Annotated in this window: 19 protein-coding genes; 13 read left to right on the top strand and 6 right to left on the bottom strand. The window is 49.9% G+C overall.

The window, feature by feature from the left end; all coding sequences use genetic code 11:
- Positions 1-2: 2 nt before the first annotated feature.
- From CA832_RS08795 to tsaE, 4 genes are all read right to left on the bottom strand, one after another.
- Positions 3-1,199 (bottom strand): alanine dehydrogenase, encoded by a 1,197-nt coding sequence (locus CA832_RS08795; RefSeq protein WP_088341203.1) that lies wholly within the window; start codon positions 1,197-1,199, stop codon positions 3-5.
- A gap of 131 nt (positions 1,200-1,330) precedes the next feature.
- On the bottom strand, positions 1,331-1,972 hold the full coding sequence (locus CA832_RS08790) for a hypothetical protein (RefSeq protein ID WP_088341202.1): 642 nt from the start codon (positions 1,970-1,972) through the stop codon (positions 1,331-1,333).
- Positions 1,973-2,081: 109 nt separating this feature from the next.
- Positions 2,082-2,291: a hypothetical protein gene (locus CA832_RS14940; protein WP_143542360.1), complete on the bottom strand. Its 210-nt coding sequence runs from the start codon at positions 2,289-2,291 to the stop codon at positions 2,082-2,084.
- A 195-nt stretch (positions 2,292-2,486) separates the two neighbouring features.
- Entirely contained in the window at positions 2,487-2,894 is a 408-nt protein-coding gene (gene tsaE / locus CA832_RS08785; protein ID WP_088341201.1) for a tRNA (adenosine(37)-N6)-threonylcarbamoyltransferase complex ATPase subunit type 1 TsaE, read from the bottom strand.
- Positions 2,895-3,056: 162 nt separating this feature from the next.
- Here tsaE and CA832_RS08780 point away from each other — a divergent pair, with 162 nt between their 5' ends.
- Positions 3,057-4,046 carry a hypothetical protein gene (locus CA832_RS08780; protein WP_088341200.1) on the top strand — a complete coding sequence of 330 codons (990 nt, stop codon included), beginning with the start codon at positions 3,057-3,059 and terminating at the stop codon, positions 4,044-4,046.
- Between the two features lie 35 nt (positions 4,047-4,081).
- Here CA832_RS08780 and CA832_RS08775 read toward each other — a convergent pair whose 3' ends face one another.
- The gene (locus CA832_RS08775) at positions 4,082-4,456 is read right to left on the bottom strand and encodes a hypothetical protein (protein WP_088341199.1); all 375 of its coding nucleotides are present in this window, start codon (positions 4,454-4,456) and stop codon (positions 4,082-4,084) included.
- A gap of 164 nt (positions 4,457-4,620) precedes the next feature.
- On the opposite strand from CA832_RS08775, the gene CA832_RS08770 reads away from it, so the two are divergent.
- Positions 4,621-4,932: a helix-turn-helix domain-containing protein gene (locus CA832_RS08770; RefSeq protein ID WP_088341198.1), complete on the top strand. Its 312-nt coding sequence runs from the start codon at positions 4,621-4,623 to the stop codon at positions 4,930-4,932.
- Here CA832_RS08770 and porX read toward each other — a convergent pair.
- Positions 4,929-6,473 carry a T9SS response regulator signal transducer PorX gene (porX, locus tag CA832_RS08765; RefSeq protein WP_088341197.1) on the bottom strand — a complete coding sequence of 515 codons (1,545 nt, stop codon included), beginning with the start codon at positions 6,471-6,473 and terminating at the stop codon, positions 4,929-4,931. The genes CA832_RS08770 and porX overlap by 4 nt on opposite strands.
- 100 nt (positions 6,474-6,573) lie before the next feature.
- On the opposite strand from porX, the gene CA832_RS08760 reads away from it, so the two are divergent.
- The 11 genes from CA832_RS08760 (at position 6,574) to hisG (ending at position 18,434) form a co-directional block, all read left to right on the top strand.
- Entirely contained in the window at positions 6,574-7,803 is a 1,230-nt protein-coding gene (locus CA832_RS08760; protein WP_233131775.1) for an HD domain-containing protein, read from the top strand.
- Between the two features lie 48 nt (positions 7,804-7,851).
- On the top strand, positions 7,852-8,871 hold the full coding sequence (lpxD, locus tag CA832_RS08755) for a UDP-3-O-(3-hydroxymyristoyl)glucosamine N-acyltransferase (protein ID WP_088341195.1): 1,020 nt from the start codon (positions 7,852-7,854) through the stop codon (positions 8,869-8,871).
- A gap of 8 nt (positions 8,872-8,879) precedes the next feature.
- Positions 8,880-10,274, top strand: a complete 1,395-nt coding sequence (locus CA832_RS08750; RefSeq protein WP_088341194.1) for a bifunctional UDP-3-O-[3-hydroxymyristoyl] N-acetylglucosamine deacetylase/3-hydroxyacyl-ACP dehydratase — start codon at positions 8,880-8,882, stop codon at positions 10,272-10,274.
- A 1-nt stretch (position 10,275) separates the two neighbouring features.
- Positions 10,276-11,061, top strand: coding sequence for an acyl-ACP--UDP-N-acetylglucosamine O-acyltransferase (lpxA, locus tag CA832_RS08745; protein ID WP_088341193.1), 786 nt, complete (start codon positions 10,276-10,278; stop codon positions 11,059-11,061).
- Positions 11,062-11,064: 3 nt separating this feature from the next.
- The gene (gene efp, locus CA832_RS08740; protein WP_088341192.1) at positions 11,065-11,631 is read left to right on the top strand and encodes an elongation factor P; all 567 of its coding nucleotides are present in this window, start codon (positions 11,065-11,067) and stop codon (positions 11,629-11,631) included.
- Positions 11,632-11,633: 2 nt separating this feature from the next.
- On the top strand, positions 11,634-12,569 hold the full coding sequence (locus CA832_RS08735) for a UDP-3-O-(3-hydroxymyristoyl)glucosamine N-acyltransferase (RefSeq protein ID WP_088341191.1): 936 nt from the start codon (positions 11,634-11,636) through the stop codon (positions 12,567-12,569).
- Between the two features lie 59 nt (positions 12,570-12,628).
- Positions 12,629-13,501, top strand: coding sequence for a succinate--CoA ligase subunit alpha (gene sucD / locus CA832_RS08730; RefSeq protein ID WP_088341190.1), 873 nt, complete (start codon positions 12,629-12,631; stop codon positions 13,499-13,501).
- Between the two features lie 106 nt (positions 13,502-13,607).
- Positions 13,608-14,354 carry a 3-oxoacyl-[acyl-carrier-protein] reductase gene (gene fabG, locus CA832_RS08725; protein ID WP_088341189.1) on the top strand — a complete coding sequence of 249 codons (747 nt, stop codon included), beginning with the start codon at positions 13,608-13,610 and terminating at the stop codon, positions 14,352-14,354.
- A 181-nt stretch (positions 14,355-14,535) separates the two neighbouring features.
- Positions 14,536-16,563 carry a vWA domain-containing protein gene (locus tag CA832_RS08720; protein WP_143542359.1) on the top strand — a complete coding sequence of 676 codons (2,028 nt, stop codon included), beginning with the start codon at positions 14,536-14,538 and terminating at the stop codon, positions 16,561-16,563.
- Positions 16,564-16,576: 13 nt separating this feature from the next.
- The gene (locus tag CA832_RS08715; protein WP_088341187.1) at positions 16,577-17,392 is read left to right on the top strand and encodes a prohibitin family protein; all 816 of its coding nucleotides are present in this window, start codon (positions 16,577-16,579) and stop codon (positions 17,390-17,392) included.
- 184 nt (positions 17,393-17,576) lie between these two features.
- Complete coding sequence (hisG, locus tag CA832_RS08710; protein ID WP_088341186.1) at positions 17,577-18,434, top strand: ATP phosphoribosyltransferase; 858 nt, start codon at positions 17,577-17,579, stop codon at positions 18,432-18,434.
- The last annotated feature ends 5 nt before the right edge of the window (positions 18,435-18,439 follow it).

Genomic DNA, 18,439 nt, shown 5'->3' with positions numbered 1-18,439 from the left:
ACTTAAAAAATCAGGAAATTGATATCACTGGATTTCATCCCGAACCATTCGCCAACCGTGGCATTGGAAAGGATACCGTGATACATATAGAGCCCGTTGCGCAGGCCCTTATCGTATCGCAAGGCATTTTCCAGCCCGCCGTCATCGCCAATTTTAAGGAGGTATGGCGTAAAGATGTTGCTGATGGAAACCGAAGCGGTTTTCGGGTACCGAGCTGGGATATTAGGAACTGCGTAATGGATGACCCCGAATTTGGTATAGGTAGGCTTGCTGTGGGACGTGATCTCACTGGTTTCGAAACACCCACCCATATCGATACTCACGTCAATGATGACGGCGCCGTTTTTCATATTTTCCACCATGGTCTGGTCTACCAGGACCGGTGCCCTGTCCTTTCCCCGGACCGCCCCGATAGCCACATCGCAACGCCGCAGGGCCTTGGACAGGTTTTTCGGCTGCAGGGTAGAGGTGTAGAGGGTTCTGCCAAGGTGCGCCTGTATTTTGCGCAATTTGGTGATGGAATTGTCAAATATTTTGACATTGGCGCCCAGCCCCAAGGCGGACCGTGCGGCAAATTCCCCGACGGTGCCGGCGCCCAGGATCACGACCTCCACTGGGGGGACCCCACTGATACTCCCGAACATAAGCCCGTTGCCCTGTTCGGTGGCCATAATTTCCGAGGCGATTAGCACAGAGGAAATCCCTGCAATTTCACTTAAGGAACGAACCGCCGGGTAGGCGCCCTCCTCATCCCGGATATATTCGAAGGCGATCGCCGTGATCCGTTTCCGGGCAAGGGTCTCAAAGTACTCCTTGTTCTGCATTTTGATCTGGAGGGCAGAAATCAAGGTACTTTGAGGGTTGATCATTTCAATTTCCCTGAGGGTAGGGGGTTCTACTTTCAGCAGGATGGGGCAGCCAAAAACCTTTTTGGCGTCCCGTGTAATTTCGGCTCCGGCATTGGTGTAATCCAGGTCGGCAAATCCGGCACCTTCCCCAGCACCTGATTCTATCAGGACCCTATGGCCGTGAGCCGTAATGGCCCCCACGGCATCCGGGGTCAGACAAATCCGTTTTTCCTGGTATTGACTTTCCTTGGGTATCCCGATAAAAAGCTCGCCTTTCTGGCGTAAAACTTCCAGTTTTTCTTCCTGTGGGAGCAGTTGCTGCTTGCTGAATGGAGAAGATGGTTGGCTCATAGGTTGAAGGTGAGACACCGCAGCACCGGGTCTTTTCCAAATGTACAATAAATACCGCTTTTCAACCTAAAAAGAAAGAGAGGGCCAAGAGCCCTCTCCATCCATCTGCCAAAATATACGTACGATCCTGGCTAGAACAAGCTTTTAAAACTGTGTTGGAGGGTGTGGAATATTCGATTTAAGGCTCTTTTAGGAACTTGATCTGAAAGATCTGTCTCTTTATCTTGAAAAGGCGCGGATGAGTTGAATTTAATCCCAACCTTGTTCAGGGCTTCTTGTTCCTTATTTTTATAGTATTCCAGTTCAGCATTCATGGCTTCTAAATCAATTCCGTGGACATACTTGTCAAATAGTTTTAGACGAATAAAGTACACAAAGGGTATAACGAGCATACAAACTGGAAGGAGCCAAAGAACGTTATCTGTATCTACCCAAGTGTCCTCAGTATAAATGACCTCAAAAATTTGAAAAGCATACATACAAATAGGAATCAACAAGATATGATACCACCAGTGCTTGCATGTAAAAAACCAAATAGTAAGCAGATATAGGGGAATGGCTTTACCTAGCAAGAACCAAATGTAAATACTCACATCATGAAAGCCATTGTTAGTGATTTCAATCCCTAAAACACTTATTGTGGCCTCAGGATCTGTTGGTAAATATTCGTGTATTTTGAAAATGAAAGGGGAGCCTATGATGAGTAAAAGGAGCAGCGATTCAACATAGAATCTTTTACGCGCCTTGGTTCGACTAGAAGATAAATTGCTCATACTTTCCAAGATTTGGGGTAAAGCATGAACGAAAAAAGGGCCAAGATATTGACTTGACCCATTTATAATTCGATTAAGGGAAAAAAACGTCGATTAACGACGTCAACGATTAATTTCCAGTAGTCACGTAACGTTTGTCTACGCCATCTGTACCTTTGGTAACATATCGTTTATCCACACCCTGTTTATCATTGTCTTTAGTCACATAGCGCTTATCAACGCTATCATATACATCATCTGATGAATTTGCTGTGCACGATGCTAAAACAAGTACGGACATAGCAAATAAGCCGTAAATAAACTTTTTGGTAGTGTTCATCGTAGTCGGAGGATTTATTTATTTCATTTTCATTAACAAATGTAGGAATTAAAGTTTCCCACAACTGCAAGCGAATTTCAAAAATAGTGTATTTCATCGATAAAACCAAACAGTTAAACGAAAAATATGCATTTCATCGATTTCTGTACAATAAGCTTCCCCTAAGGAAAATAGGAGTTCACCTACACGAAAAGACTACTTCAGACTTATTTTCCGGGTATCCGGATCAACAAATTCCAGGTAAACATTCAGGCCGCTATCGGGAAGCATAGCGGAAATCCTGGAAGGCCATTCTATAAGGGTCAGGTGCTCTTCATCGAAATACTCATAAAGCCCCATTTCATAGGCTTCTTCTTCATTTTCCAATCGGTAGCAATCCATGTGATAGACTAATGATCCTGCTTGGCAATTATATTCTTCCACAATAGAAAAGGTTGGGCTTTTAGAGTCGGCATTGCACCCAAGGTGTTTTAGAATAGCTTTTATTAGGGTCGTTTTTCCTACACCCATATCGCCATGGAATAGTATTAAGTTGCTTTTTGCCTGTGAAACTAAAAGTTTGGCGATATCGTCTAAATCCTCTATATTGTAGATTATATTCATTATAAGTTTGATTTTTTCCGTCTCATCTGGTTCTAAGTCAACTTATTCTATTAACATGAAATCATGAGCAAAAGGATAAAATACGGACTTAGAAAGCCGCTGCTTAATGGATCCCTTTCATGTATCCTAATTTCCATACTGCCCTTTTCAATTTACTTACACTTGCTATTCTCCAAAGATAAAGCTACAACGGTAAGTATTATGGGTTTTGATTGGACACATAATGCTTTAAATAACCAGTCCTTTGTATGGTTGATTCTGAACGACCTTGGACCTTTAAGTATTCTCATGACCATGTTTGTGGCTATGCGTAATAAATACAAATACGCGTTATATCCATTTATCTTATATTATAGCTTAGATATTATTTCCGTCTTTCTCTGGAGTAGTATTAGTGTAACTCTTTTCAAAATCGAAACCATTATAATTTTGATGATTTTGATTTTATTCCTAACGATCTTTCAAGGAGGAGGAAATAAAGAAACGGACAGGTACGACAGATTAATTACCTTCAAACTATTGGTTCAAGAATTTCTTAATAGAAAACTAAGAAAGCTAAATAACTGTATTGAAGATGTTCTAGCTAGAGAAAAAGATGGGGCCTTACTCAAAAGAACATATACTATTTATAGATCCCTTGAAGTATTAGCTTGTCATGCGCCTTTGCAAGTCAAGAATAATTTTGGGAAGGACACTCCCATAAGGACTTCGCGGATTGCTATCCTTTCCTTTTCCTTTTTGCTTTTGTTTATTTGGAATTTTATACCGGATGGTGGTAAGATATCTATAGGCTCATTAGAGATAGGAAGTAATGGTTTTGTTTCCTCCAAGTTGTTCATTTGGTATATCCTAGGAAAAGCATCTATAATTATTACCCTTTTGGTATTGCTGTCAATATCAAGACATTGGTGGAAATATTCATTGATAGTTCCAATCACCTTATACTCTTATCAATTCTATAGAGCATTTTTACCAAAGACTAATATAGAGGCGGAAAGTGACTTGCCGATAATTCCAATTATACTGCTTTTTACTATACTAGCATTTTACGCTAGTATTGCCGCCAAAAATGCCTATAAATCCCTGGATTATATTGAGGTGTTGGGAAATCAATTGGATGTCAACATTTCAAAATTGAGCAAAATTCAGTAATCTTATTCAGGAAAACTTCCCTAAAATTCAAGTGTCTAAACAGACCTCCCCATCTCCTGAGTTACTTCTTTAAGCAGATTTTTTAGTTCTTCCCGCTTGCGCTCCTGGATCTTGGCATCGATGATTCGCTCGATCTCCTTTTGTTTGGATTCCGGAAGAGAGTCAAAGTCCAGAATTTCTTCTTCTTCCTGGCTCTTGAGCATTTTCCCTTCGCCAGTGAGCAGCCACACAACATTGAGATCCGGATAGGTGCGTATAATACTTTCAATCACATCACTCCCGATAGAAGCCCTGTTCTTATGCATCCTAAGGGTATAACCGTTACTCGCCCCAATGGAGATGTCGAATTGACGGGCGCTAAGCCCGGTTTCCTTAATGAATTCCAGTAATCGATCTATGGTTTTAAGCATTTCCTGAGATTGATTTGCACTAAGATAGGGGTTTTACTTACAAAAAGAAAATAATCGATGTTAAATGTTGTATTTCTATAAAAAATAGAAAATAGTTTGTATATGCAGAAAATATACTATATATTGTTCAGCTCTATATGGGTTAAATCACAAATAACACTACCATGAAAAACCTCACACACATCGAACGGATTACCCGGCTGCATCACCTCATTAGAATGGAATTCACGGGTACACCCGGTGAAATCGCAGAAAGACTCGAAGTCAGCGATCGTACGGTTTACTATCTCCTGGATCAGTTACGGGATTATGGGGCACAGATCAAGTACGATCGCAGCAGGCGAACCTATTTCTACGAGGAGGAGTTTATTCTTGAGGTCAATTTCTCGATTTGTATCGGTGCGCTGGACGAAGTCACCGAAATCCTGGAGGGCAGTTACCTCAAAGGGAAAAGGACCTCACCCCCAGAGTCCTAGCGCGGATCCAGAACGATAAAAGGCACTACCATTTCTTCTAGGGAAATACCGCCGTGTTGGTAGGTATTCCGGTAATAGCTCACATAGTGGTTGTAATTATTGGGATAGGCAAAGAAAAAGTCGTTCTTGGCAAAAATAAACGAGCTGCTCATGGTAATGCTGGGCAAGCGTAATTCCTCCGGACGGGTGGCAGCCAGTACTTCCTTGTCCTCGTAGGTAAGGCTGCGGCCTGTTTTGTAGCGCAGGTTAAGGCTGGTGTCCCGGTCTCCTATTACCTTGGAAGGCTGTTTAACATTGATTGTGCCGTGGTCTGTGGTAATGACCAAACGGAAGCCCAGGGCTTGCGCTTCCTGGATAATAGCCAGCAGGGGGGAGTTCTTGAACCAGCTCAGAGCCAGGGACCGGTAAGCCTTGTCATCGGAAGCCAGTTCCTTGATGACATCCATCTCGGTGCGGGCATGCGAGAGCATATCCACGAAATTATAAACCACGGCAACCAAGTCCTTACCCTTCAGGGTCCGGAATTGCTGCGCCAGGTTGCGGCCCTGCTTAAGGGAGCTTATTTTATGGTATTCCCAGTCAAGATCCAGCCCGAGGCGGCCAATTTGGGCTTTCAGAAAATCTGCTTCATGCAGGTTCTTGCCTCCTTGGTCCGTGTCGTTTTTCCACCACTCAGGGTGGCGCTTTTCCATGTCAAGCGGCATCAGGCCGGAAAAAATGGCATTTCGGGCATACTGGGTGGCCGTGGGCAGAATGCTATAATAGGACCTTTCCGAAGTCTTGCGGTAATAGGGAGACAGGACATCTTCGAAGGCAAACCACTGGTCGTACCGCAGGTTGTCGATAACCAACAACAGGGTAGGGCCCTGCTCCAGGACCGGGGCTACCCATTGGCGGAAAAGAGTATGGGACATCACCGGCCCATACTCTCCGCTAATCCAGTCCGGGTATTCCCGCTCGATGAATTTCCCGAATTGCTGATTGGCCTCGGATTTCTGGGATTCCAGAATCTCGAACATACTGCGATCCTCTATAGACTCCAGCTGCAATTCCCAAAAAATGAGCTTCCGGTATAATTCGGCCCATTCCTCGTGGGTGCGGACCATGGAGAGGTCCATGGCAATTTTCCGGAACTCCTGCTGGTACCCGGCCGTAGTCTTTTCCGAGACCAGGCGGCTGTGGTCCAGGTTTTTCTTCAGGGAAAGCAAAATCTGGTTCGGGTTTACCGGCTTTATGAGGTAGTCTGCAATCTTGGAGCCTATGGCCTCCTCCATAATAGATTCCTCCTCATTTTTGGTAATCATCACCACCGGAAGGGAAGCGTCTATTCGCTTGAGTTCGGTAAGGGTTTCCAGGCCCGATAATCCGGGCATATTTTCGTCCAGGAAGACAATGTCGAAAGGCTGTTCGCGCACAGCTTCCAGTGCGTCCTGCCCGCTGTTGCAGGTTTCCACCCGGTAGTTCCGGTCTTCGAGGAACATCAGGTGGGATTTAAGCAGGTCAATTTCATCATCGACCCATAAAACGGAAAAGCGCTTCATGGCACAGTAGGTTTCAAGGGGTAAAATGGCCTGGACACATCGTATAAATGCCCATAACTTCGGGCATTTTGCTACCTTTGGACTCTTAAAAGCTCCCGCTTTGAAGCCACGGCCCAAGCTAAAGATATTCAACGATCCAATTTACGGATTTATACGCATACCCAATGCGCTGATCTTCGATTTGATCAACCATCCTTATTTCCAGAGGCTCAGGCGCATTTCCCAGATGGGGATGAGTTACCTGGTCTATCCGGGAGCGCACCACACCCGCTTTCACCACGCCCTCGGGGCCATGCACCTGATGCAGGAGGCCATTACCATGCTGCGATACAAGGGGTTTGATATTTCCCCGGAGGAAGAGGAAGGGCTATTGGCTGCCATCCTGCTGCACGATATTGGCCACGGCCCGTTTTCCCATGCGCTGGAACACGAATGGATCGAAGGGGCAGGGCACGAACATATCTCGCTTCTGTTTATGGAGGCCCTTAACCGGGAATTTGGGGGCAGGCTCGAAACGGCTATTGCCATTTTCAAGGGCACCTACCCGCGCAAATTCTTAAACCAACTGGTATCCAGCCAACTGGATATGGACCGCCTGGACTACCTGAAGCGGGATAGTTTTTACACCGGGGTGGCGGAGGGCAATATCAATTCCGAACGCCTTATCGCCATGCTTACCGTTCACGACGGGCAGTTGGCCGTGGAGGAGAAAGGGGTATACTCCGTTGAGAAATTCCTGATGGCACGGCGGTTTATGTACTGGCAGGTCTATTTACACAAAACGGGGCTGGTGGCCGAGCAGCTGTTGGTTCGTGCCGTAGATCGGGCGAGGTTCCTTCATGCCTCGAAAAAACTGGACCTCCCGCAGGGAGCCCTGGGCCGGTTTATAGAAGCCACGGGTACCCCGGCGCAGAGGGATCCGGAATGGCTTTCGGATTTTGCGGGACTGGATGACGTGGACATCCTCTATGCCCTGAAGCGCTGGCGCCAACACCCTGACACTGTACTATCCCGGATTTGCGAAATGCTGCTGGAGCGCCGTCTGCTTTCTATCAAGATAAAACCGGACCCCATTAAAAAGGGCCGCCTGGAGAAAAAACGCAGGCAGGTCCAGGAGGCTTGGGGGATGTCCCCTGAAGAGGCCTCGTATTTTGTGTTCGACGGGAAGGTTGAAAACCGGGCCTACGACACCAAGCGGCAAAACATCAACATCCTGCTGCCAAAAGGGAGGGTTATGGATGTGGCAAGCCTTACGGACAGGCTTAACCTCGAGGTGCTCTCAGAGCCCGTGGTTAAGCATTATATCTGTTATCCGAAGAAAGGCATATAACAATTTTTCTTACTTTTGCTTCACTTTAAACACAAAGCTCCTTAACCTTTGGAATTCACGGCCAGTCAGATCGCGGGCATCCTTGAAGGCGAAGTGGAGGGCAACCCCGAAATTGCTGTCCATAAATTGGCAAAAATAGAGGAGGGCACCGCCGGTTCGCTCACCTTCCTGGCCAACCCCAAATACACGCCCTATGTGTACAGCACCAGGGCTTCGGTAATTATTGTAAACAAGGATTTTGTACCGGAGCAAAGGGTGCAGTCCACCCTCATTAAGGTAGACGACGCCTATAAATCCTTCTCCAAGTTACTCTCGTACTACAACCAGGTAAAAAACAACAAACTCGGCATAGAATCGCCGGTTTACGTTTCCGATACAGCTGCCTACGGGGTCGACTTTTACCTCGGGGCCTTTGCCTATTTAGGGAATAACGTTACCATTGGGGACAATGTTAAGGTCTATCCCAATGTCTATATCGGCGACAACGTCACCATTGGGGACGACACCGTGGTCTTTGCGGGAGCCAAGATTTACTCGGAAACCGTAATCGGGAAGGGCTGTGTTATCCATAGCGGTGCGGTCATTGGCGCAGACGGTTTTGGGTTTGCCCCGGACGAAAACGGGGAATTAGCCCGCGTACCCCAAACGGGGAATGTGATTCTGGAAGATTTTGTGGACGTTGGTGCCGGTACAACCATAGACCGGGCTACCCTGGGGTCTACGATTCTGAGAAGGGGAGTTAAGCTGGACAACCAGATCCAGATTGCCCATAACGTTGAAATTGGCGAACATACTGCCATCGCCGCCCAAACAGGGGTTGCCGGGTCTACCAAAATAGGAAAGCACTGTATGATTGGCGGGCAGGTTGGGATCGTGGGCCATATCGTGATAGGGGACCGTGTAAAGATCCAGGCCCAGTCCGGAATTACCCGAAATGTTAAGGCAGACGAAGTGTTGCAGGGGTCTCCTGCCCTCGGATACGCCGACTACAATAAATCTTATGTCCATTTCAAGAATCTGCCGAAGCTGGTAAACCGCATCTCGGATCTTGAAAAACCGAAATCGTAAGCAGGACTATGACCAAGCAAAGGACCATTGCAAAGGAAATTACGCTGACCGGGGTGGGGCTCCACACCGGTGAGAACGTGACCATGAAGTTTGTCCCTGCCCCTGAAAACCACGGGTATGCCTTTAAACGGGTAGACCTGGAAGGGGAGCCTATCATTGAGGCGGATGCCAATTATGTCATTAATACCCAACGCGGTACCAACCTGGAAAAGCGCGGGGTAAAGATCCAGACCTCCGAACATGTGCTGGCAGCCCTTGTTGGCCTGGAGATCGATAACGTGATGATCGAGCTAGACGCCCCGGAACCCCCTATCATGGACGGTTCTTCCAAATATTTTGTGGAAGCCCTCGAAAAAGCGGGGATCGTGGAACAGGAAGCCGAACGCGAGGTGTATGTGGTAAAGGATGTCATAACCTACCGGGATGAAGCCACAGGAAGTGAGATCACCGTAATCCCCTCGGAAGAATACCAGGTCACCACCATGGTCGATTTTGGCACCAAAGTACTGGGTACGCAGAACGCCACCCTCGAGCGCCTTTCCGATTTTAAGGCCGAAATCTCAGATTCCAGGACTTTCAGTTTCCTGCACGAGTTGGAGATGTTGCTCGAACACGGCCTCATCAAAGGCGGGGACCTGAACAATGCCATCGTCTACGTCGACAAGGAAATTTCCGAGGCCACCATGGTGAAGCTGCAAAAGGCATTTAAAAAAGAAAAGTTATCGGTTAAGCCCAACGGCATCCTGGATAACCTGACCCTTCACCACCCCAATGAAGCCGCCCGGCACAAGTTGCTGGACGTGATCGGGGACCTGGCCCTGATCGGCAGCCGGATCCAGGGAAAAGTCATCGCCAATAAGCCCGGCCACTACGTCAACACCCAGTTTGCCAAGAAACTGGCGAAGATCATCAAGTTGGAGAAGCGCAACAAGGTACCTAAATACGATCTGAACAAGGCGCCGCTGATGGATGTTACCCAAATTATGGGCATGCTGCCACACCGGCCACCTTTCCTGTTGGTGGACAAAATCCTGGAGCTGTCCGACAAGCACGTGGTAGGGGTTAAGAACGTCACCATGAACGAGCCCTTTTTCGTCGGCCACTTTCCGGGTGCCCCGGTAATGCCCGGGGTACTGCAGGTCGAAGCCATGGCACAAACCGGGGGGATTCTCGTTTTGAGTACGGTCCCCGATCCCGAGAACTACCTCACCTACTTTATGAAGATAGACAATGTGAAGTTTAAGCAGCAGGTGGTGCCGGGGGATACCCTTATTTTCAAATGCGATCTGATGTCGCCCATACGTCGCGGCATCTGCCACATGCAGGCCTATGCCTATGCCAACGGAAAGTTGGTTTCAGAGGCGGAACTCATGGCCCAGATCGTCAAAACCAAAAACGATTAGTATGAACCAGCCACTGGCCTATGTGCACCCCGGTGCCAAAATTGCCAAAAACGTGGTTATCGAGCCTTTTGCAACGATCCACAATAACGTAACCATAGGGGAGGGGACCTGGATTGGGTCTAATGTGACCATTATGGAAGGGGCGCGTATAGGCAAGAACTGCAATATTTTCCCAGGTGCCGTGATATCGGCCCCGCCCCAGGATCTCAAATACAATGGTGAGGACACCACGGTAGAGATCGGAAATAACGTGACCATACGGGAATGTGCTACCATCAACAAGGGCACTTCAGACCGGATGAAAACCGTTATTGGCAAAAACTGCCTCGTTATGGCCTATTGCCATGTTGCCCACGATTGTGTAGTAGGCAATAACTGCATTTTTTCAAACAATACAACCCTGGCGGGGCATGTTACCATAGGGAATTACGTGGTTCTGGCCGGGATGGTGGCCGTGCAGCAGTTTGTCTCTGTAGGCAGCCATGCCTTTGTAACCGGCGGTTCGCTGGTGCGCAAGGACGTCCCTCCCTTTGTTAAAGGTGCCCGGGAACCCATGTCCTATGTGGGTATCAATTCCGTGGGCCTCAGAAGGCGTGGGTTTACCACCGAGAAAATACGGGAGATCCAGAACATTTATCGCATCCTGTACCAGCGGAATTACAACAATACCCAGGCCGTCCAGATCATTGAGGCGGAAATGGAAGCGACACCCGAAAGGGACGAAATTTTACAATTTATCCGCGATTCCCAACGCGGTATTATGAAGGGATATTTCAGTAACAACTAACTTATGGCAAGTACATCCGATATTCGCAAGGGTCTCTGCATCCGTTATAACAACGATATCTTTAAGATAATCGAATTCCTGCACGTCAAGCCCGGGAAAGGCCCGGCCTTTGTACGCACCAAACTCAAGAGCCTAACCACAGGAAAGGTCATTGACAATACGTTTTCGGCAGGGCACAAAATAGAGGACGTCCGCGTTGAAACGCGCTCCTACCAGTTCCTCTACAGCGAGGGGGATACCTTCCACTTTATGAATACCGATGACTACAACCAGATAGCCCTGCAACGGGGCGTCCTGGATGCACCGGAACTGATGAAGGAAGGGGAAGTAGTTACCATCATGTTTAATACGGAGGACAGCATGCCCCTTTCCGTAGATATGCCGGCCAGTGTGATCCTGGAGGTCATACATGCCGAACCCGGGGTTAAGGGCAATACGGCAACGAACGCTACCAAACCCGCGACAGTGGAAACAGGTGCGCGCATCAATGTGCCCCTGTTTATCAATGAAGGGGACCGGATCAAGATAGACACTTCCAACGGTTCCTACATGGAACGCGCCAAGGAGTAGCCATGCGATTTCCCAGGCCGCATACCCTTTCCGAAATAGCGGATCTGATCGGTGCCCGGTACGACGGGCCCGCAGAATTCCCGATAACTGGCATGAATGAAATTCATGTAGTGGAACCGGGCGACATCGTTTTTGTGGACCACCCCAAATACTACGACAAAGCCCTTTCTTCCAAAGCCACGGTTATACTCATCAACAAAGAGGTTGCGTGTCCGGAAGGCAAGGCCTTGCTTTTGTCCGACGACCCTTTTCGAGATTTTAATGCGCTGACTATGCACTTCCGGCCTTTCCGCCAGGCCGCAGCTGCCATTGCCCCTACGGCAAAGATTGGTTCCGGTACCTCCCTGGGCCCGCAGGTAGTGGTCGGGGAACACGCCGTAATCGGGAAGGATTGTGTGATCCACCCCAATGCGGTTATCGGCGCTCATTGTGTGCTGGGAGATCGGGTGGTGGTCCAATCCGGTACCATTGTTGGCTCAGATGCCTTCTACTACAAGAAGCGACCTGATGGGTACGACCGACTCCGTTCCGGGGGTCGCGTGGTACTGGAAGACGACGTGGAATTGGGCGCCCTATGTACGATTGACCGCGGTGTGACAGGAGATACGACCATCGGCAAGGGCAGCAAGCTGGATAACCAGGTGCATGTAGGCCATGATACGGTTATCGGCAAGGATTGTCTGATAGCCTCCCAAACGGGGATTGCGGGATGCGTCGTTATCGAAGACCAGGTTACCCTCTGGGGTCAGGTGGGGGTTACCAGCGCCATCACCATCGGAAAAGGCGCAATTGTCCTCGCACAGACCGGCATCTCCAAATCGCTGCAAGGGGGGAAGACGTATTTCGGGAGCCCTGTGGAGGAGGCACGGGAGCGCCTGAAGGAGCTGGCCGCCGTGCGCCAACTGCCTTCCCTGATGCAGCAATTGAAAAAACAGTAAATCACTCAGGGCCTTTCCCATAAGAAGGCCTATTTTTGTGCAAACCAAATCGAAAGCGAATGAGCGTATTAGTCAATAAGGATTCCAGGATTATCGTGCAGGGTTTTACCGGCAGTGAAGGTACTTTCCATGCCGAGCAAATGATCGAATACGGAACCAATATTGTAGGAGGTGTAACCCCTGGAAAGGGAGGGCAGCAACACCTGGGGAAGCCGGTTTTCAATACGGTAGAGGACGCGGTTAAGGAAACAGGAGCAGATACTGCCATTATCTTCGTCCCCCCGGCCTTTGCCGCCGATGCGATCATGGAGGCTGCCAATGCGGGGATTGGGGTTATCATTACCATCACCGAGGGTATCCCTGTTGCCGATATGATCAAGGCGTATGACTATGTGAAGAAGAGAGGTGCCCGTCTGGTGGGCCCCAACTGCCCGGGTGTCATCACCCCCGGGGAAGCCAAGGTGGGCATCATGCCTGGCTTTGTTTTTGAGAAAGGTGCCGTGGGTATCGTCTCAAAATCCGGAACGCTTACTTATGAAGCCGCAGATCAGGTGGTACGCCAGGGTCTGGGCATCACAACAGCTATTGGGATTGGTGGCGACCCCATTATCGGCACTACCACCCGGGAGGCGCTGGAATTGCTCATTGGGGATCCGGAAACCGAATGTGTAGTCATGATCGGAGAAATTGGAGGGCAACTCGAAGCCGAGGCAGCCCGTTGGTATAAGGAGAGCGGCAGTGCGAAGCCCGTGGTTGGCTTTATCGCCGGAGAAACGGCTCCTGCCGGCAGGACTATGGGCCACGCCGGTGCCATTGTAGGCGGCTCGGACGACACAGCCCAGGCCAAAAAACGGATTATGCGCGAGTGCGGCATCCATGTGGTGGATTCGCCTGCGGAAATCGGTATTAAGGTGAAGGAAGTGCTTTCCTGAGCCCGTTAAAAGATTAATAAAGTCCCGCCCCTGGCGGGATTTTTTATTGCGCAGCGGTACAATCCGCGCTATCTTTGATATACATCCAACCAAAACGACAGAATCGATGAAAATCCTCGAAGGAAAAAAAGCCATTATAACCGGTGCAAGCCGGGGAATCGGAAAGGGAATAGCCGTTGTCTTTGCCGGCCACGGTGCCGATGTTGCCTTTACCTACAGCAGCAGTGAAGGGCCTGCCCTGGAACTACAAAAGGAACTGGAGGGTTATGGCGTAAAAGCCAAGGCATACAAATCCGATGCCGCCAGTTTTGAGCAGGCAGAGGCCCTGGTAAACCAGGTTCTGGAGGATTTCGGCGGTGTGGATATTCTCGTGAACAATGCGGGGATTACCAAGGACAACCTGCTGATGCGGATGAGCGAGGCAGATTTCGACCAGGTTATAGAAGTAAACCTGAAGTCCATCTTCAATATGACCAAGGCCATCCAGAGAACGTTCCTGAAACAACGCAGTGGCTCAATTGTGAATATGAGCAGTGTGGTAGGGGTCAAGGGGAATGCGGGACAGGCCAATTACGCTGCCTCTAAGGCAGGGATGATTGGGTTTACCAAGAGTGTAGCCCTGGAACTCGGCTCCCGCAATATCCGGTGCAACGCCATTGCCCCTGGCTTTATCGAAACAGAAATGACCGACAAGCTCGACGAGAAAACCGTGCAGGGCTGGAGGGATGCCATCCCGCTTAAACGTGGTGGGACACCCGAGGACGTGGCCAATGCGTGCCTATTCCTGGCTTCGGATCTGTCGGCTTATGTTACCGGGCAGGTTCTCCATGTGGATGGGGGCATGCTCACCTGACGGTTACCCGGGCCCTGCCGGTTTGCCGGTGGAATCTGGGCGAGTTACCAAGCGAAACGTTAATCTGATGTATATGCTCTTGGGCTATGTAGGGATTGTGTTGCTAGCCTGTTTGCTGGTTCTGTTCGTAGACCGGCAGGTAGACCGGCATCTGCAACCCTTATAAAAGAAACACGAGGGAATGCCCGATACCCCGCTCTTCTGGATTTTGATTTGTGTGGCGCTTAGCCTGGGGTGGGTATGGTTTCTCTATTACAATGGGGGCCCAAGGCAACCCCACAGGCATGTATTGGCCCTCCTTCGCTTCCTTTCTGTTTTTGGTTTACTCTTGTTACTGGCTAACCCGGAAGTAGTCAAAAACCAGTCCAGTACGCGGAAACACCAGCTTTTCGTGCTTCTGGATAACAGTAAGTCCATTGCTCCCGGATTTGGCCAGGAGGCCGTTGCAGCCGTTCGGGATTTCTTCGAGGCGGATGCCCGGCTACAGGATCGGTTCGAGATCAGGGTCATGAGCTTTGGAAGCGACTTGCGGGAGGCAGACAGCCTTACCTTTGAGGATTCCAGAAGCGAAATATCGGGCGCACTCAGGCAGATAAACCAGGCCGCTGTTTCCCGGGCATCAAGTGTGATCCTGGCTACGGACGGGAACCAGAGTGCCGGCGCGGCAGGGTATGAATATGCCGGGCGGAACCCGGTTTCGGTGTATCCGATAATCGTAGGGGACACTACCCAATACCGGGATTTGAGGATTGATGCTCTTAATGTGAACCGCTATGTTTTTTTGGACAACCGGTATCCGGTTGAAATCCTTTGGTCCTACAAAGGGAAAGCACCGGGCGAATCGCACCTGCGCGTCTACGACAATGACAAACTGGTATTTGAGGAGACCATCACCCTGGATGCCGGTAGGGGAAGCATCCGTACAGAAATACAGCTCCAGGCCCGGGAGGTAGGTTCCCACAGGCTTCGGGCACTACTCCTTCCCGTGGATGGCGAACGCAATGTCGCCAACAATCAGGTACAGCGTGGGTTTGAAGTGGTAGACGAGCGGATAGACATCCGGTTGGTCGCTACTAAAAACCATCCGGATTTCGGGGCATTGCGAAGAAGTATCGCTTCAAACCAGCAGCGGTCCTTTCGCATACAAACCCCAGGGGAAACCTTGGCAACACTCGACGGTGCCGACCTGTTGATCCTGTTCCTTCCCGACCGGGGATTTGCGCCCCTCATGGAAACGCTGAACAATAGCCGGATCCCTACCTGGATGGTAACAGGCCCGGGCACGGACTGGGGCTGGCTTAATCGGGCTCAGATCCGCTTTGCCCTGGAGGACCCAGGGCCCGATGAAGCCCTTTTTCCTTCCCCGGATGCCGGGTTTTCCTATTTTGACCCGGGGCCCTGGGAAGTAGGGCAGTACCCACCCCTGGAGGGGATCCTGGGAAGCGTTACCATCAGCCCGGAACATCAGACCCTTCTGGGGCAACGGGTTAGAGGTCTTGAGCTGGGTGAACCCTTGGTAGCACTTATAAAAGGGGACACCCCAGGCATCCTTTGGATGGGAACGGGGTATTGGAAATGGCGCCTGGCTTCCTATCGCCTCAACGGGGATTTCGATGCATTTGATGCCCTCACCAGTAAACTCATACGCTTTCTGACTTCCGGAGAAACCGGCAGCCGCCTCTCCCTCGATTATGAACCGCTTTATGAAGGCATGGGTGTCGCTTATGTGAGGGCGCGGTTTTATGACCAGACCTTTGCCTTCGAGCCCAATGCCTCCCTTACCCTGGAGATACGCCCCGAAGGCAGCCGAACACCCCAAACCGTGCCCATGGGCCTGCGTACCGGCTATTATGAGGCCCTGCTGGGGGAATGGCCTGCAGGGGAATATTCCTTTACCGTCAGGGAAAAGGACAGTGGCATTGAGCGAAGTGGGCGTTTCACCATTACCGATACGGATCCGGAGACCCTGCAACCAGGGGCAGATTCGGGAAGGTTGTTTCAATTGGCCGAATCTACAGGCGGAAGCGCCTACTTCCCGGACCAGTTGCCGGTGCTACGGGATAGTCTGCTGGCCAACCCCCGTTACAGGCCCACTCAGGAGAACCAGCGGATTGTCGTATCTTTAATCGACTACAAATGGTTGCTTGCCCTGGTAGTGATCAGCCTGGGACTGGAGTGGTTCCTGCGCAAATACAACGGAAACTTATAAAACTTAAAATCCTATGGACAGATTACCTAAAATAGCCCTCCCGGCCATCCTGGCCTTTATTTTCCTGATTATCCTGGTATCCAAATCGGCCATAACGGTCGGTTCCGGAGAAGCCGGTGTACTGTACCGCACCTTTGGCGACGGGGTGGTGACCGACCAACCGCCGTTGGGGGAAGGCTTCCACCTGGTGGCCCCCTGGAACAAAGTCTATATTTATGAGGTGCGCCAGCAGGAGGTATACGAAAAGATGAAAGTGCTCTCCAGCAATGGCCTGGATATCCAATTGGATGCCTCGGCCTGGTTCCAACCGAAGTACAACGATTTGGGGAAACTCCACAAGGAGAAAAGCGAGGAATACAAGGATCGTATCCTGTTGCCAGCCATACGCTCTGCCGCCCGTTCCGTGGTAGGGCGCTACACCCCGGAACAGCTTTATTCCACCAAGAGGGATGCCATCCAGGCTGAAATCTTTGAAGAAACCCGGAAGATCGTGGAGGACCAGTACATCCAACTCAATGAAGTCCTAGTACGGGATGTAACCCTCCCGGAAACCATCAAAGAGGCCATTGAGCGCAAACTCCGCCAGGAACAACAGTCTCTGGAATATGAATTCAGGCTGGTTAGTGCCGAAAAGGAAGCCGAGCGGCAGCGGATCGAAGCCCAGGGGAAAGCGGATGCCAACAGGATCCTCAGCGCTTCGCTTACTGATAAAATCCTGACAGACAAGGGTATAGAAGCTACATTGAAACTCTCCGAGTCGCCCAATTCCAAGGTGATAGTGGTAGGCGGTGGGGAAAGTGGATTACCAATTATCCTTGGGAATAATTAAGCATTTCCTGTTTTTGTTTTCAAAACTTTGCCTTATTTTTACACCCGTTATGCTTAATAAAAAATCACATCACCACCACGACTCCCACGCTCAGGCGAGGTAGCGAACTATGCTGTGATTCCACCATATTCCAAACCCGTTTGAGCGATCAAGCGGGTTTTTTTATTTCAACTTAATTCACCTGATGGATACCATTAAAATAGCAGTACAGAAAAGTGGCAGGCTCAATGAAGATTCCCTTCGGATTCTGAAGGACTGCGGAGTCCCCATAGATAACGGGAAGGACCAGCTCAGGGCTTCCGCCCGCAATTTCCCCCTGGAAGTATTCTACCTGCGCAACGGGGATATTCCCCAATACCTGCGGGATGGGGTCGTAGATATTGCCATTATCGGGGAAAACGTCCTCTTTGAAAAAGGGCAGGACCTGGAAGTTGCCGAGAAACTGGGCTTTTCCAAATGCAAAGTTTCCGTTGCCGTTCCCAAGGGTTCCGGGTACAAAAGCCCCGCCGACCTTCAAGGCAAACGGATCGCGACCTCTTACCCCAATACCCTGTCCCATTTCCTAGATGCTAATGGGGTTAAAGCAGAGATGCACATCATTAACGGGTCCGTGGAAATAGCCCCGAATATCGGGCTGGCCGATGCGATTTGCGATATCGTCTCCAGCGGTAGCACCCTGTTTAAAAACAACTTGAAGGAAGTGGATGTCATTATGCGAAGCGAAGCCGTACTGGCCGTTTCCCCCCACATAGGGGAAAAGCAGGCTGCCATCCTGGAGCAACTCCGTTTCAGGATCAGGTCTGTCCTGCGCGCCCGGGACAACCGGTATGTCCTGATGAACGTGCCGGATGGCAAACTACAGGAAATTATCCGGCTGCTTCCGGGTATGCGAAGCCCCACGGTACTTCCTCTGGCAGAAGAGGGGTGGAGCTCCGTACATACGGTAATTCCGCAGGAGCGCTTTTGGGAAGTCCTGGACCAGGTTAAACAGGCGGGGGCAGAAGGGATCCTGGTATGTCCCATCGAAAAAATGGTGGTCTAGCTATG

The sequence above is a fragment of the Robiginitalea sediminis genome, from assembly GCF_002198115.1.
Classification (GTDB): Bacteria; Bacteroidota; Bacteroidia; order Flavobacteriales; family Flavobacteriaceae; genus Robiginitalea; species Robiginitalea sediminis.
Note: the sequence above shows the minus strand (reverse complement) of the source record. Positions and strands in the feature narration are given on the sequence as shown.

What these genes read in the sequence shown, in the direction of transcription:
- CA832_RS08750 (WP_088341194.1), top strand. Translation starts at nt 8,880, where the DNA reads ATGACCAAGCAAAGGACCATTGCAAAGGAAATTACGCTGACCGGGGTG.
- efp (WP_088341192.1), top strand. Translation starts at nt 11,065, where the DNA reads ATGGCAAGTACATCCGATATTCGCAAGGGTCTCTGCATCCGTTATAAC.
- CA832_RS08720 (WP_143542359.1), top strand. Translation starts at nt 14,536, where the DNA reads ATGCCCGATACCCCGCTCTTCTGGATTTTGATTTGTGTGGCGCTTAGC.
- CA832_RS08735 (WP_088341191.1), top strand. Translation starts at nt 11,634, where the DNA reads ATGCGATTTCCCAGGCCGCATACCCTTTCCGAAATAGCGGATCTGATC.
- CA832_RS08795 (WP_088341203.1), bottom strand. Translation starts at nt 1,199, where the DNA reads ATGAGCCAACCATCTTCTCCATTCAGCAAGCAGCAACTGCTCCCACAG.
- CA832_RS08775 (WP_088341199.1), bottom strand. Translation starts at nt 4,456, where the DNA reads ATGCTTAAAACCATAGATCGATTACTGGAATTCATTAAGGAAACCGGG.
- hisG (WP_088341186.1), top strand. Translation starts at nt 17,577, where the DNA reads ATGGATACCATTAAAATAGCAGTACAGAAAAGTGGCAGGCTCAATGAA.
- tsaE (WP_088341201.1), bottom strand. Translation starts at nt 2,894, where the DNA reads ATGAATATAATCTACAATATAGAGGATTTAGACGATATCGCCAAACTT.
- CA832_RS08790 (WP_088341202.1), bottom strand. Translation starts at nt 1,972, where the DNA reads ATGAGCAATTTATCTTCTAGTCGAACCAAGGCGCGTAAAAGATTCTAT.
- porX (WP_088341197.1), bottom strand. Translation starts at nt 6,473, where the DNA reads ATGAAGCGCTTTTCCGTTTTATGGGTCGATGATGAAATTGACCTGCTT.
- CA832_RS08715 (WP_088341187.1), top strand. Translation starts at nt 16,577, where the DNA reads ATGGACAGATTACCTAAAATAGCCCTCCCGGCCATCCTGGCCTTTATT.
- lpxA (WP_088341193.1), top strand. Translation starts at nt 10,276, where the DNA reads ATGAACCAGCCACTGGCCTATGTGCACCCCGGTGCCAAAATTGCCAAA.
- CA832_RS14940 (WP_143542360.1), bottom strand. Translation starts at nt 2,291, where the DNA reads ATGAACACTACCAAAAAGTTTATTTACGGCTTATTTGCTATGTCCGTA.
- CA832_RS08770 (WP_088341198.1), top strand. Translation starts at nt 4,621, where the DNA reads ATGAAAAACCTCACACACATCGAACGGATTACCCGGCTGCATCACCTC.
- fabG (WP_088341189.1), top strand. Translation starts at nt 13,608, where the DNA reads ATGAAAATCCTCGAAGGAAAAAAAGCCATTATAACCGGTGCAAGCCGG.
- sucD (WP_088341190.1), top strand. Translation starts at nt 12,629, where the DNA reads ATGAGCGTATTAGTCAATAAGGATTCCAGGATTATCGTGCAGGGTTTT.